Consider the following 13,721-nt stretch of genomic DNA (forward strand, 5'->3'; position numbering starts at 1 on the left):
TATGCAGACTTCAGATGAATTTCGCTTTTATACTTCTGCTTGTCGTAATCTTTCAGTAGACTAGTAACGTCATACTGTTTTCCTTCAACGCTTTTCGAAATAATAACCTTGCCTTGTTCGAGCTTCGCCATAGCATCTTGAGGCGCTTTTAATTTTTCGTTCATAGAGATGAGCTTTTCTTCTACAAGCTTTTTCATCGTTTCACTACGATACTGATCCGCCTTTTCCGGTAGCAGTGAATAATTTTTTTCCTTTGAGGAAGGGAAAAATGTCCACTGACTTTTTAATAGTTTCTTAACTTGAGGCAAATCTTTTTCCGTAAGTTCTGTTTTTGTATCTTTTTCATCTAAAACTTGTTGTTGATCGACATAGACTTTGTTTGCTAGTCCAGATGTTTTTAATTTCTGTATTGCCTGATCAGTGCTCAGACCACCGACTTTTGTGTCATTAATCGTAACATTCGAATTGAAGTGAGTTGCCTGATAATAACTCATCCCCCCAATGAGAAGTACAATTATACCAACACCCGCTGCGATAAGCTTCCAATTTGTAAAACGTTTGCTTGATCTTACTCGTTTTTTATCAACTTCTTCAACTGATTCATTTATTGTATTGTTGTTCATCAATCTTTCCCCCATATACATTAACGTCAATCGATTTTAAATCAAAACCATTGACTAGTGTACCTTATTTTTCCTGAAATTTCATTATTTTTGACCAGATTTTATCGCATTTAATTGACCAAATTTAGATTTTTTAATAGAATAACACATAAAGATGGCAGATAATTTTTTTCAATTCACAATAAATAACCCCTTACAAGTAATAAATCATTGCAATAAATACAAAAAGTATGCAATTATGATTGCATACTTAGTAGATTTAACAAAGAACTTGGTAGATTAAGTATTTGAAATTCATGATAAAACAGATCCTAAATCTTCAACTGAAAAGAAGAAAACAATAAGAATGGACAGAGAGTAAAGGTATCGGGACCAGATTAGCAGTTCCAATTCAAGTTGATGAGTACATAAAAGAGCGTTCTGAACTCCTTTTATATCAAATTCAATGTTTTTCTAAGAATGTAAACTTTTTAAAAGACGTAGTTTTAGAAAACAGCAGTCTACATATTCATCATTGAGAACAAGACATCCCGGAAAAAGCCCAAAAGTTAAGTACCATATACTTTTATTCAGATAACGTCTCACCTGTAATAATTTCAAACAAAGTGGCTGCGTTTTTTCTGTTAATTGAGCATACCGATTATCTCCCGCCATTACTTCTACTATATCCTTATTAGAACTAATCCAAATTTGATATACCACAGCTTTCGCTTCTATTTCGGTGTTTCTATTATGTAATTATAGTTTTTTTTGACATTTTATCATTATAAATTTAAATGGAGGTTTATTTTCCATATTTTTATGTGGCTCAACAATTCCCGTAGATTCGATCAGTCCATATTTTCCAAAGTCTTGTTTTACCGAGTCAGCATCATAAAAATACATTTTTACCCCTTCCATTATTTCGAAATAGTCTCTACCCAGTTGTTTACCCTTTCCAAACATTGGGGCTTCTTTTGAAATAGTAGTAAAAATCATATATCCGTTTGGCTTTAATTGGTTATAGCCATCTTTAATAAACTTCTCTCTCTCATCCTTATTCAATAAATGAATAAGTGCATAACAAAATATACCATCATACAGTTTGTTATCAAAAGGCATATCCGTTACTGAACCATGGAAGAAATCAGCATTAAGTTCATTTTGTCTTGCCAATTCAATCGCTGTTTTTGAAATTTCAATACCTGTTACATGTATCCCGTTATCAATAAAAACCTTTGCATTTCTTCCGTACCCAATACCAGGAATCAATATATCCTTCACTTTCTTTTCAAGGAAAAATTCCTTCGTCAAAATTGCGGAGTCTGAGGCTTCAAATCCCCATATCATTTGATTTTCTATAAAACTTGCTTCCCAAAATTCTGTCATATCTCAATCTCCTTTATAAATATTAACTCTCTTTTTTAAAAATCTACTGTTGCCTATGTAACTCTTGTGCTTGGACATACCATAGTCATGCCCTCTTTCATTGAATGTAGCAACGTTATCGCATATTCACGAAATTGTATCAAATTTCAACATTAATTAAAAACAAAAAGCATTGGATACCCAATGCTTTTTACACTTACGCAAACAGAGACGTATTCGCATATAAAGCTGGCGAGCCACCTGAATGTACGAATAAAATGTTGTCCTCTTTATTAAATTTACCTTTTCTAATTAAATCGATTAGCCCCGCTACTGCTTTACCTGTATAAACTGGATCAAGTAAAATACCTTCAGTTTTCGCAAGTAACTGAACCGCTTCAACCATTTCCGGTGTTGGTAACGCGTAACCTGGCCCTACATATTCATCAAAGCATGTAACTGCTTCGCGTGAAATAGAGTTTGGGATACCAACGTGAGCTGAAGTTTCATCTACAAGTTTTGCAACTTTCTCTTCTTGCTCTGCTTTTCCTCTACTTACATTTATTCCGATTACAGGAATTTTGCTTTGCGTTCCGGAAAAACCAGTAATTAAACCAGCATGCATACCAGCGCTACCACTTACACAAACAACTGAACTGAAATCAATTCCTTGCTCGAATGATTGAGCCATAATTTCTTGCGCACAAGCAATGTAACCCATTGCGCCAGTAGGGTTCGATCCACCAACTGGAATTACATATGGTGTATTTCCTTTTTCACTTACTTCTCTCGCTACTTTATGCATTTCTTCCATAAGATCTGTTCCGTTTGGCACAACAATTACATTCTCAGCGCCTAATAAATGATATAAGAAGTAGTTTCCGTTAAAGTCTGGCTTTTCTTCTGGCTCAAGCCCTTCTTCTAACACAAGAATACACTTCATTTTTTCTTTTACCGCAGCTGCTAATGTTAGACGGCAATGGTTGGACTGAATACCGCCAGCTGTAATTAACGTATCTGCACCTTTTGCCTGTGCATCCGCAACTAGAAATTCTAACTTTCTCGTCTTATTACCGCCAGCTGTTAAACCAAGTAAATCATCTCGTTTAAAATAAATAGTTGGCCCACCAAGTGCTTCAGAAAAATTGTTTAACTTTTCAATTGGTGTATATGATTCTGTATATTTTTTTCTCGGGAATTTAGCTAAGTTCATCAATAACGCTCCTTTTGTACTTCTTTCACAATATATGTAACGATACTATTATTACATGTAAAAATGATGAAGTCATCTTTCTGGATTAAAAATGTATTGAATTTCAGTTCGGTAAATGAAATTCAACTAACGATTTTAACTTCGGTGCGGTATATGAAATTTATATCGACTTACCAACAAAAAAGACAAAACAAAAGGCTTTGTTAAATAGCATTATTGTTTTTTATGTATAAAATATGGGAACGTCCGATTTGGACGTTCCCATATTTCATTAAAGCCCCCTATAATAGAATAACTGTAAAGCTAATGACGCTTTTTTAAAAGCTGCGTTTCCCTGCCCAAGCTCCTTGCATTTTACTTAGAAATACAATTTGCCCAATATGATATGCGTCGTGCAATGCTAAACTCTTCAGTTCAAGAACTAATGATCTTTCTCCAGGGATCTGTCTATACAAATCTTCTTGTTCTGATTTTGCTAATATTTTTTCAAGTTCACGATGAACATAAAAGTATTCTTGTTTTGTTTCCTTCCAATTTTGAAATGTCTCAGTTGGTAATCGAAATGTAGATTCATTATCTTCTGCCTGTGGTTCATTCGCTGTTTCACCAAGAAATCGCATCAGAAGTCTCTTTTTATAGAAAAGTAAATGACAAACTAATTCCCATATGGAATTCATTGCCCCCTCATCTGGTTTCCAAATTGCCTGTTCAAAAGTAACACCCTCTAGCACTTTTTCAAGTGGTGGAAACCAGTCTTCTTCATCTAAGCAGCTTGCCCATTGTTGTAACAAAAGTGTCTTTACATCCATTTTCTATTCCCTCCAATTTAATCCCTTTAATAGATAACCCCTTTGGTCAAAATTTATTTGCGGCGTGTTGTAGATAGCTATTAAACTGGCCCTTTAATGGAACAATGAACGTTCTATTATTTGTAAAATTCTGATCATATAAGTTTATCAGAATCGCTACTGAAAAAGAACAACTGTCTAAAACCATTTTAGTTATCATTTATATGTTTGAATAACAACATTATTTTTAACAAAGCCAAACAAAAAGAGCCCTATCTCATTCGATAAGGCTCTTACCAATCACTTATTTGCCGAAAAACGAAGAAGCTGCATTAATCCCGGCTGTAAATTCATTTCTCCTTTATGACGTACATATATAATTTTGTCTCCATCAAATTTTGGAGGGTTCCCTGGATTATACGTCTGCCACTCATTCGTTCCTTCTATAGCGTACTCCATATATTCAGTTGCACCGACAATTACATTTTCACTATCATCTGCTGTAACATTTGGTGCCATTCGTGCAATTTTCGCATCACTAATTAATAGTTTCTTTATATCTTTATCACGTTTATAATCGTAAGCTGTTACGGTTACATCGTTACCGTATGCTCTTATTTGTAATCCTTGTTTAAATGAAGAACCATCTGGAGCAGTTTTCTCTCCGCCATTTGGTCCAGCTGACATCCAGCCCGTTTCAATTCCGCCCGTATTTACAACAGTAAATCCTTTTTCATCTCCACCTGCAATTTTCTTTTTACCAGCCCAGTCAGGTAAATTTAAATCCCAATGCGTATGACTCGTAAAGAAAACAACTTGCGGATAGTCTTTTAAAATATCGTACAATTTATCGACGTTTAAATAGTCTTGTAAATATGGTGATTGTCTTGATCCAGATACCGTATCCGGTAAAACGTGATGAGAGAAAATGAAAATCGGCTTATTTTTATCTTTCTGGCTGTACTCTTCTAGATTTTGTTTGATCCAACCTAATTGTTCATCACTCATATATACTTCATCCGACATTTTTGAATCATGGTATTTCATATATTTTTCAGTTCCTAAAAATAAGAGCGGATAACCGTCTAATTCTTTTTTATGATATACCTTTTCTTGTCCGCTAAACTGTAAATAGCGGTTGAATAGCGTTTTCTCAGTTACACCATTTGGCCATGTATTTTGAGAGAGTTTCCCATCAGCTGTCCATTTACCAGCATAAAACTCATGATTCCCAACAGTTGACCACACATTTTCCGGATGCTTATTTTTGTTTAACACACGTTTTACATCATCATACTGCGACTGCTGTCCAGTTGGCGTTATATCCCCATTCATAATAAGTGCTCTTGAAAGTGGCGTCACTTTGTTCATATCTTTTAACACATGATCAAAATCCCCTAAATCCCCTTGAATGTCACTAATAACGTTAAAAGTTGTAGCTGACTTTCGAACTTGCTCTTTTCCTTCTGCATGCATTGTAAATGTCGGTAATAATACTGCCATAACAGCTAATGAAGCAACTGCCTTTTTCATACAATTTCTCCCCCTAATAATAGAATGTATAAACTGACATGTTCTGCGTTCTCTTAGTTGCTTGTCCAATTCACATTATAAGGAGAGATTGTAAAAATTGATGGAGTGAAAAATTAAGTGTTTTTTAAGAGATTTTGTCTTTTTTACACGACACATTTAACAATTGGCGCCAATTTTTCTATTTACCTATTAATATTAAATGAATGTAAAATTATACGATCAATCACTTAGTTTGATATGTTGTGTTTTAATTTCCTTTACACAATTTCAATACAGTACTTTACCTTTTTAAATTCTCTTCATTTAATTCGTACAACTCTAGTACAATAAAACGCCCATCTTTTCTGTATATTCCCACAAAAAAATAACGTTTTCCGTTTAGATGCATCTCATTTATTTTTCTTGGTGTTCCGCATTCCATTCACTTAAATAAGATGCATATTCTAATTCATCTGGATTATCATGTAACATAGAAATAAACTCTAATTTATTCCCATCACAATCCAGAAAGTATACACTTGCAGCTGGCATCCATCTTTGGACAACTGGCTCTTGATTTCCTTTCCCTTGGCTTCCTACCACTTCTATTCCACGATTCTCTAACCATAATTTAGAAGTCTTTAGAAATTCTAAATCTACACCAAAAGCAAAGTGTTTCATCTCAAAATCCTCAATATTATGTACTTCCCATAGCCCAAGCATTTGCTTTTTACTTTCTCCTACCCAAAAGAAAGCCACTTTTCTTTTCGATAGTTTTCTTGCTAATGCTAACCCTAACTTATTTTGATAAAAATCTATCGCCTTTTCTAAATCTCTTACATGTAAATGAGTTTCATATATGTTCTGTATCATTCTACTTGCTCCTCTCTGTATTTGTATTGGTAACAACGGGTTAAGTAGTTACTGTAATTTTAAATCTGAATTATGTATCTCCATATTTACTATTCTATCGAAATTAAAATATGATATATCCAACTGAAGTAGTAAATTCAAATAAAATTTCTACTGCTTTTGTAGGAAGAGACTCCATTAAATTTAGATGAAATCCTATTTAAAAAATGAAAAACGCTATTCTTTTAGTAAGAATAGCGTTTTTCACTCTTTGGGGGTAGTTAATATTTTTAATTATGTGCTTTCTAATTATTGTTTTTTATTACTTCTAATTTTCGGGAAAAATCCACTAATTAATAATGTTATAATCCACGCCATTATTAGAATGAAATTTATTGTATTACCGGAATTTAAACTTAAAATCCTCCACAAATAGGCAGCACAAAATACGAGCAGAGCGGTAATAATAAGTAAAAATACCCTAACCACTAATCTTATGTAAGGTTTCTTCTCGTGCCTAATAATGAAGATTCCTCTACCTTTGTACAATCTAATCACAAACAGCAACAAATATACGCCAAGTGCGGCTCCAATAACAATTGATATAATTGAGTTGTTTTTTCTCTGCTCAGCGAGAGAGAAGTAACTTTCAGGTAATTTTCCAGTTTCATATTCAATCCATGCGTGATAAATATCTTGTCGTAAGTCTATACCACCTTCACTATTCGTAAGAATTACCAATCCATCCTTTGTATTAGGAATGAAACCATAAAAAGAATGCCAGCCTCGATTGTCACCAGAATGATAAATTAATTTCCATTGATTAGATAACTTTTTTTCAAATACACCTAAACCATTCTCACCTAATACCGGCTTTTGCATTTCCTTAACACGTTCACTTTTGATGACACCATTACCTTTATTATTTGCATCCATGCTTGCAAGTATTAATGTCATCATATCGGTAATATTTGTCTTGAGACCTGCGGCAGCCTGTTCGGTAAATTGGTAACTAGGGAGTTCCTCTCCAAAATATCCATAGACTTTCGAAAGATTAGGATTTTCAGGACGTTGTAGGAATGAACTAGATTTCATTCCTACAGGTTTCATAATTTGTTCCTCCATATAACGATCAAAAGGTATTCCGGTAACCTCTTCAATAACAAGTTGCAAAATTGTATATCCACCACCAGAATAAATTGTTTCTGAACCGGGTTTTTTGGTAACCTCCACTGGCTCATTAAACCATCCTTTTCCAGACAGAGACTCCTCGATAGAATCAAGATGTTTCCCGGGTGCAACCCCAAGGTATCCTTTATGTGCAGAAAGCCCTGCTGTGTGGCTTAACAATCTTCTTATTGTAACTTCATTATTATTGAACCCTGAATTAGGTAATTTCCATTTGGTTAGATATTTTCCAACGGGATCATCTAATGATAAACGACCTTCATCTACAAGATGTAGGATTCCCCACGCTGTAAGACTTTTAGATATGGAACCAGCCTGAAACAAAGTATCATCACTCACCGCTTTTTTTGTCTTTTTATCTACATAACCGTAGTTAAGTGTATAAGCAATACGCCCCTCATGTACGATGCCTATTGCAACCCCTGGTACATTATAATTCCCCTGCCATTTTGGTACCTGTTCATCCATCTTTTTCTTGAAGTTCTCTATACTCCTATCAGTCAACGTGCCCGATTCTGCCCTCACCGCTTTTGTAAACCACGCTTCATTCGTAATTAATATACAAATGATTAAACATAAAATACTTTTGCATATTATGGATACTTTTTGTCTATTCTTCATTTGCTCCACCCCTTTTTCAGAATATTCTCTCCGTTATTCAGAATATCTCATTCAAATATCCAGTTCTATCGATTTTTATTACTTAACCTTACAAAATTGTAATAAAAATCAACAAACTAATTACTCAGGGGTTTTACTGTCCTTTACACAATTTCAATAAAGCACTTTACCTTTTTAAATTTTCTTCATTTAATCCGAACAACTCTTGTAAAATAAAACGTCCATCTTTTCTAATAAGTACGTCATCAAACCAAATTTCACCCCCGCCATACTCTGGCCTTTGAATGTTTACTAAATCCCAATGTATCGCTGATTTATTCCCGTTGTCTGCACCTTGTAACGAATCTCCAATCGCTAGATGAAAACTACCATTTATTTTTTCATCAAATAACGTATTATTCATCGGGTGTAATATATAAGGATTAAAAGCTAGTGCAAATTCACCAATATATCTTGCTCCCTCATCCGTATCAAGAATTTGATTTATTCGCTCTGTATCATTTGCATATGCCTCTATTATTTTCCCATGCTTAATATGTAACTTTATATCTTGAAACGAATAACCTTGTTGGACAGACACTGTATTGAAAGTTACTACTCCATTTACTGAGTTTTTAACAGGTGCTGTATACACTTCACCATCAGGTATATTATCCGTGCCATCTCCTTTTAATACACCAATTCCTTCAATTGAAAATTTCAAATCCGTACCTTCCCCAATAATCCTTACTCGCTTTGTCTTTTCCATTAATTCTTTTAACGGCTCCATCGCTATCGACATTTTTCTGTAATCTAACGTACAAACATCATAATAAAATTTTTCATAAGCCTCAGTGCTCATATTCGCTTCTTGCGCAGAGGCTTCGTTCGGGATTCTAGTTGTCACCCATCTTGTTTTATACACTGCTTCACTATGAGCTTTTCCAAATATCTTTTGATATAATTTCATTTTTTCTGCTGGTACATCTGCTAATTCATATGCATTTCTAGGACTACGGAGATTAATATATACTTGCATCTTACTTAAGCGATAACACTCCCAATCTGCAAACAACTTAAATTGTTCTTCAGATCCTGACAAAATCAGTTGCCTCGTAACAGAAACGTCACGCATTGATACATGCGCATATCCCCCTGCTTTTTCCACAGCCTTAATAATTTCACGAACTACTATAGGATCTATTTCAGTAACACTTTGAATTAACACTTGGTCACCAGGTTGCACTTTAGTAGAATGGTTGACTAGCACATCTGCTAATTTAGATAATTCCCGCTTCATTACGCCCCTCATCCCTTCACTGCCGTTTCAATAACTTAATAAAAAAAGAGAACTACTCTCTTCAATCATTTCTCTTCTCCATCCAAACAATAAATCATTAGAAATATAACATATAAATTCCATAGACTAGGTACTACAGCCACACTAAAGTAAAGAGTCCCTGGTAATAACCAAGATCCGCAAAGTATCATCAAAAATGAACCATATGAACACTGTGGGTATATCGTGGCTCTTTTCCGTTGTTATCTTATTTATTTGTGCACTGCTCATTTTCCATATAATTTTCACACTCTGGAAGCAACGAAATCGTTTGTACAAACTCAATGAACAATCTAATATAATCGTCCATTCACTTCCGATGTCCTTAGGAATGATTTCTACAATGACAATTTGTGTAGTTATCGGAGCCATTATGAGTCACCATTTAAGTACAGCCTATGTTTTAGGACTCCTGATTGGTATTTTTGTTAGTGGTATTATCAGTTTTCCATTTCAAGATATGATCCCATATTAAATGGGATTGTAGCAGGAGCAATGGGAGGATTAATGGGCGTAATGATTGGTATCATGATACCTCAAAACGGATTGTATATCATTGTAATACTATTAATGATATTGTTTACAGCCACTTGGGTTACCATGAATCGACGAATTCGTAGTCAACCTGTAGAGTAGAATCTACTCCCTTATTTTTAGGTGGCGTCACTGCTATCATTCTCTTGTTAATCGTATTTCTCAATTGCCACTGTGCATCAGTTTGATACAATTATATTGGATGGGAGTCCAATATATATTATTAAAATTAAGATGGTTCAAGTCGGAGGAAGGCACCTTAGGGTGTCTTTTCTTTATTTTCAAAAGGACCTGCTCAATTAATGCGTAAAAACATAAAGTAAAATGAATCCGTTAAAATACATGAGTGAACCCTAGTTTTCCCCTCCCATTAAAGGAGGAACTATTATGGGCTTTGGTGGTAGTTGCAGTAGTTGTGGCGGCGGCTTTGCTTTATTAGTAGTATTATTTATTTTATTAATCATAGTTGGAGCTAGCTGCTTCTGCTAAAAAAACTATCAGAAAAGACACCCATATATGGGTGTCTTTTCTTTATGCGTTAAAAAGCCCACCTATTTCCGTAGGTAGACTATATGTGATTTTGCACTTGTGCACGATTGAATTATAACAGAAACGTTATACCTCTACAGTAATAATTTTACGTACTATACAACTGCACATTCAGAAGACAATAATGTTGCGGCATTTTCATCTTAAAAAAATGAGCCCATAGTAAAAACAACCTTAAAATAGGCATATGAACAAGGTGCATCATCTAGTGATAGGTCATATTTTGTTGGTGTACGTATTGAACTTATTTTATAGCGCTATTTCTACTTAGATTTAACGAACAGAAATATAGGAAAGCATTGATGGGGTTTTATTTTATAAACGGAGGTCATGAAAATGAATCAGTTTCAACAAGAACTACAAGCGTTAAGCCTTAATGATTATCAGTCTGAAAATGTTGTGTATTGGGACCAGCAAAACCAATATCCATATTACTATATTGAAGGTGATGCTCGTCGCTGTGGCGGTTGTGGTGGTCGTTGTGGCGGTTGTGGTGGTCGTTGTGGCGGTTGTGGTGGTGGTGGATTCCGTTGTGGTGGATTCCGTTGTTTTGGTTGCTTCGGTTGCTTTAATTGTGGTGGTTGCGGTGGTTGCGGTGGTTGCTCTAATTGTTTTGATGGTTTTAATGGTTTTAGTGGTTTTAACGGTACTACTGTAACATTTGGATAAAGTTTGATTAGACATGTTTTAAAAATCCTTATTTAGTGAGAACCGAAAAGAATTCATTTTGAATAAAGTTTGAACAAAAACAGAGTAATTATTGTGGATTAGTGTACAAATTTTATTTCGTGAAAAAAGTTTAATCAAAAATCATTTAGAATTCTTTGATAGAAACGTCGCAACTTCCTTCAACACTTCGCGACTTTATTATAAACATCGCATCTTTTTTCAAAGCATCGTGACTTTATTTCAAACCCACATATTTAACGGGTATAAAGTAGATCTATCAGACTTACCTTTATATAATGAAGAATTTTTCTAAGTGTTTTTCCAGGCGTGTAACTTTATAAAATATAAAACACCATTTCAAAATAATTTAAAATGGTGTTTTTATATTAATCAACCATTTTTATATACAAACAATAGAATACTTTATTAAGAAGCAGGATATTCTAAAACAATCCAAATTGCATCGTTTTCATACTGTGCCCGTTTTGAAGATACTAAATAATGATGCGAACTATTAATAAAATCAGTAGCTCGGACTATCACTGCGGAATCTTGATCTTCCTTTAATATTGTATGAGGTAATAGCCTAGCTAAATCCTCTTCCTCCGAGGAAGTCCATTTGTTTTCTTTCCAACAAACTAGCACAAAAATTGCATTCATTAATCTTAAAAGATATATTACTTCTACATTTTCATTCTCATATAAATCGGGTTCTTTCCCAAATGGTTTACTTGCTAAAAAACTTTCGGATTCGCTATTCCTAAAAACGGCATACCCATCATAGCGCCTAACTTTACATACGAACCCAAGAACAAGCTATATTTACTTGTTGCTTCTGAATTTTCTTCTATAATATATTTCGCATTCCGCTTCAACAAATTAGAACTTTTTTCCTTTCTCATACCATTGTATAAGATTTTCATTACTTATTAGTAATTTCACTTGAACATCCACTATCTAACAAAAACATTAGCTGATAAATATAAGTAAGATAATATACATAAACAATATTCCCGAAAGGTAAAAGTTCGAAAATAGCAAATCAACAAAAAACAGTTGTATTTTATTGTAAATACGAAAGTAAACTTTTTATTATTAGTTTACTTTCAAATTCCCGAAACCATTGCCTTCCCGTCAATTCTCCTAATATCCCCAATTTATAAAAAGAAATTATACATTAAAAGACTATAAACAAAGGGGTTAAAAATCCCTTTGGGAATATTTAATAAAATAATGGATGAATCCATCACAAGGAAAAGAAGCTAACAATAAATTGTTAACTTCTCAGTTTAAATCCAAATAGTATCTTTCCTTATCTTCTACTATCTAGATTGTGATTTAATATTTGTAAGATGAGCATCGAACATATCAATTATTTCAAGAAATCTATCAGCTTCACGAAAAACATGGTCTGCTAATAATGGATGAATGATACTCTTTATTTTACATTGCTCAATTAAATCACGTGCCGTTTTCTTAAAATCCCGAAGAGATGTGACTGACACACGATTTTGATCTAAAAATTGATCTAAAAGAGGAACTGTTTGAGATTGTGGTTTCATAGATTCTAAGTCAATTGCTTGATACATCAATTCATCAAAATCATTGCTAAAATTCCGGGCTATATCTACAAGCTTTCTTTCCGATGGATCAAGAAGATGACCAATAAATTTAGCATGGTCTGCCATAATCCTTAAAAAGAAAACATTTTCTTTAATAATAGCATCAGGAAGGGCATCTAATTTACCTTCATTTAATTCAATTAAACGTTTTCTAAAATAATTAGCTTCCCTACTTGTATGGTCAACTAACAGTGGAAAATTATTTTGTCCTGGCAATTTACATGTGAGAATTAATCCTAGAATTTTTCGTTTAAATCCCCAAATATTAGTTGCAGCTTGTTGTACTTCTGCATTAAATCTTTTTATTTGCCCAGGATCTGTTTCATTTGTATAGGAATACGCTATTTTTTCGATATGTTCAAACAATCGATAAAATTGATTAGCCTCTTCGATTAGTTGGGTATCCTCGCATCTAAACCCCAATCGAAGAAAAAAAGAATGCTCCTTCATGATTCTAGACCAAAAACGAATTTCATTTAATGATCGTTCAACAAACATTACAGACGTAACACCCGTATCAGGATGTAATGAGGTTTCATCCCTATTCATTCTTAATCCCCCTCAGTAAATACTAAGCTAGTTCCATTCTTATGAGTAAATATATATAAAAATACCATCAATAAAATTTCATGATGAATAATGATAAATCTCGTATACATGTAAAATTAACCTAACCTATCATTATCGATAGCCTAAAAAAGCTCACTCCTTATCTATTTTTATATAAGGAGTGAGCTTTTCTTCTGAAGTTTCCCTGGCGCAACCTTAGCCTGATAGCGATGTGCAACTACCCCACATCCATCAACTTAAGGTATATTTTTATACAAAACGCGGTCTTTTCACGTAGTATTTTATTATCGTTTATAGATGTTATAAAAGTAGGCA

General features: G+C 33.9%; 14 protein-coding genes and 2 pseudogenes. 5 read left to right on the top strand and 11 right to left on the bottom strand.

Going from position 1 to position 13,721, the window contains the following annotated elements; genetic code table 11:
- Positions 1 to 623: pseudogene (locus CQZ94_RS28635) on the bottom strand (L,D-transpeptidase family protein); the annotation flags it as partial.
- A 223-nt stretch (positions 624 to 846) separates the two neighbouring features.
- Here CQZ94_RS28635 and CQZ94_RS32510 point away from each other — a divergent pair.
- Positions 847 to 1,138, top strand: a pseudogene (locus tag CQZ94_RS32510) (hypothetical protein); the annotation flags it as partial.
- A 223-nt stretch (positions 1,139 to 1,361) separates the two neighbouring features.
- Here CQZ94_RS32510 and CQZ94_RS28640 read toward each other — a convergent pair.
- The 7 genes from CQZ94_RS28640 to CQZ94_RS28675 form a co-directional block, all read right to left on the bottom strand.
- Positions 1,362 to 1,991 carry a class I SAM-dependent methyltransferase gene (locus CQZ94_RS28640; protein ID WP_105588166.1) on the bottom strand — a complete coding sequence of 210 codons (630 nt, stop codon included), beginning with the start codon at positions 1,989 to 1,991 and terminating at the stop codon, positions 1,362 to 1,364.
- A gap of 196 nt (positions 1,992 to 2,187) precedes the next feature.
- The gene (gene cuyA / locus CQZ94_RS28645; protein ID WP_105588167.1) at positions 2,188 to 3,183 is read right to left on the bottom strand and encodes a D-cysteate sulfo-lyase; all 996 of its coding nucleotides are present in this window, start codon (positions 3,181 to 3,183) and stop codon (positions 2,188 to 2,190) included.
- Positions 3,184 to 3,500: 317 nt separating this feature from the next.
- A complete protein-coding gene (locus tag CQZ94_RS28655) occupies positions 3,501 to 3,992 on the bottom strand; it encodes a DinB family protein (protein WP_105588168.1) in 492 nt (163 codons plus the stop codon).
- A 279-nt stretch (positions 3,993 to 4,271) separates the two neighbouring features.
- Positions 4,272 to 5,504 carry a DUF4073 domain-containing protein gene (locus tag CQZ94_RS28660; RefSeq protein ID WP_105588169.1) on the bottom strand — a complete coding sequence of 411 codons (1,233 nt, stop codon included), beginning with the start codon at positions 5,502 to 5,504 and terminating at the stop codon, positions 4,272 to 4,274.
- Positions 5,505 to 5,897: 393 nt separating this feature from the next.
- Positions 5,898 to 6,356 (bottom strand): VOC family protein, encoded by a 459-nt coding sequence (locus CQZ94_RS28665; RefSeq protein WP_105588170.1) that lies wholly within the window; start codon positions 6,354 to 6,356, stop codon positions 5,898 to 5,900.
- A 288-nt stretch (positions 6,357 to 6,644) separates the two neighbouring features.
- The gene (locus CQZ94_RS28670) at positions 6,645 to 8,144 is read right to left on the bottom strand and encodes a serine hydrolase domain-containing protein (protein ID WP_105588171.1); all 1,500 of its coding nucleotides are present in this window, start codon (positions 8,142 to 8,144) and stop codon (positions 6,645 to 6,647) included.
- Between the two features lie 166 nt (positions 8,145 to 8,310).
- A complete protein-coding gene (locus tag CQZ94_RS28675; protein ID WP_105588172.1) occupies positions 8,311 to 9,423 on the bottom strand; it encodes an aminopeptidase in 1,113 nt (370 codons plus the stop codon).
- Positions 9,424 to 9,733: 310 nt separating this feature from the next.
- On the opposite strand from CQZ94_RS28675, the gene CQZ94_RS32075 reads away from it, so the two are divergent.
- The 4 genes from CQZ94_RS32075 to CQZ94_RS28690 all read left to right on the top strand — a co-directional run bounded on the left by CQZ94_RS32075 (position 9,734) and on the right by CQZ94_RS28690 (position 11,214).
- Positions 9,734 to 9,937 carry a hypothetical protein gene (locus CQZ94_RS32075; protein WP_258166076.1) on the top strand — a complete coding sequence of 68 codons (204 nt, stop codon included), beginning with the start codon at positions 9,734 to 9,736 and terminating at the stop codon, positions 9,935 to 9,937.
- Between the two features lie 20 nt (positions 9,938 to 9,957).
- Positions 9,958 to 10,098, top strand: a complete 141-nt coding sequence (locus CQZ94_RS32080; protein ID WP_258166077.1) for a hypothetical protein — start codon at positions 9,958 to 9,960, stop codon at positions 10,096 to 10,098.
- Positions 10,099 to 10,383: 285 nt separating this feature from the next.
- Positions 10,384 to 10,485 (top strand): YjcZ family sporulation protein, encoded by a 102-nt coding sequence (locus CQZ94_RS28685; protein ID WP_000505688.1) that lies wholly within the window; start codon positions 10,384 to 10,386, stop codon positions 10,483 to 10,485.
- A gap of 396 nt (positions 10,486 to 10,881) precedes the next feature.
- Positions 10,882 to 11,214 carry a heterocycloanthracin/sonorensin family bacteriocin gene (locus tag CQZ94_RS28690; RefSeq protein WP_105588173.1) on the top strand — a complete coding sequence of 111 codons (333 nt, stop codon included), beginning with the start codon at positions 10,882 to 10,884 and terminating at the stop codon, positions 11,212 to 11,214.
- A 426-nt stretch (positions 11,215 to 11,640) separates the two neighbouring features.
- Here CQZ94_RS28690 and CQZ94_RS32085 read toward each other — a convergent pair whose 3' ends face one another.
- From CQZ94_RS32085 to CQZ94_RS28705, 3 genes are all read right to left on the bottom strand, one after another.
- Positions 11,641 to 11,859: a hypothetical protein gene (locus CQZ94_RS32085; protein ID WP_242236690.1), complete on the bottom strand. Its 219-nt coding sequence runs from the start codon at positions 11,857 to 11,859 to the stop codon at positions 11,641 to 11,643.
- Between the two features lie 89 nt (positions 11,860 to 11,948).
- Positions 11,949 to 12,092 (bottom strand): hypothetical protein, encoded by a 144-nt coding sequence (locus CQZ94_RS32090; protein ID WP_258166078.1) that lies wholly within the window; start codon positions 12,090 to 12,092, stop codon positions 11,949 to 11,951.
- Between the two features lie 444 nt (positions 12,093 to 12,536).
- A complete protein-coding gene (locus CQZ94_RS28705) occupies positions 12,537 to 13,385 on the bottom strand; it encodes a DUF2935 domain-containing protein (protein WP_105588175.1) in 849 nt (282 codons plus the stop codon).
- Positions 13,386 to 13,721: the final 336 nt, after the last annotated feature.

The sequence above is a fragment of the Bacillus sp. MYb209 genome (assembly GCF_002975175.1).
In the GTDB taxonomy this organism is placed as follows: Bacteria; Bacillota; Bacilli; order Bacillales; family Bacillaceae_G; genus Bacillus_A.

Excerpts from the sequence above, each read along its gene's own strand:
- CQZ94_RS28640 (WP_105588166.1), bottom strand. The coding sequence starts at position 1,991 with ATGACAGAATTTTGGGAAGCAAGTTTTATAGAAAATCAAATGATATGG.
- cuyA (WP_105588167.1), bottom strand. The coding sequence starts at position 3,183 with ATGAACTTAGCTAAATTCCCGAGAAAAAAATATACAGAATCATATACA.
- CQZ94_RS28655 (WP_105588168.1), bottom strand. The coding sequence starts at position 3,992 with ATGGATGTAAAGACACTTTTGTTACAACAATGGGCAAGCTGCTTAGAT.
- CQZ94_RS28660 (WP_105588169.1), bottom strand. The coding sequence starts at position 5,504 with ATGAAAAAGGCAGTTGCTTCATTAGCTGTTATGGCAGTATTATTACCG.
- CQZ94_RS28665 (WP_105588170.1), bottom strand. The coding sequence starts at position 6,356 with ATGATACAGAACATATATGAAACTCATTTACATGTAAGAGATTTAGAA.
- CQZ94_RS28670 (WP_105588171.1), bottom strand. The coding sequence starts at position 8,144 with ATGAAGAATAGACAAAAAGTATCCATAATATGCAAAAGTATTTTATGT.
- CQZ94_RS28675 (WP_105588172.1), bottom strand. The coding sequence starts at position 9,423 with ATGAAGCGGGAATTATCTAAATTAGCAGATGTGCTAGTCAACCATTCT.
- CQZ94_RS32080 (WP_258166077.1), top strand. The coding sequence starts at position 9,958 with ATGGGAGGATTAATGGGCGTAATGATTGGTATCATGATACCTCAAAAC.
- CQZ94_RS28685 (WP_000505688.1), top strand. The coding sequence starts at position 10,384 with ATGGGCTTTGGTGGTAGTTGCAGTAGTTGTGGCGGCGGCTTTGCTTTA.
- CQZ94_RS28690 (WP_105588173.1), top strand. The coding sequence starts at position 10,882 with ATGAATCAGTTTCAACAAGAACTACAAGCGTTAAGCCTTAATGATTAT.
- CQZ94_RS28705 (WP_105588175.1), bottom strand. The coding sequence starts at position 13,385 with ATGAATAGGGATGAAACCTCATTACATCCTGATACGGGTGTTACGTCT.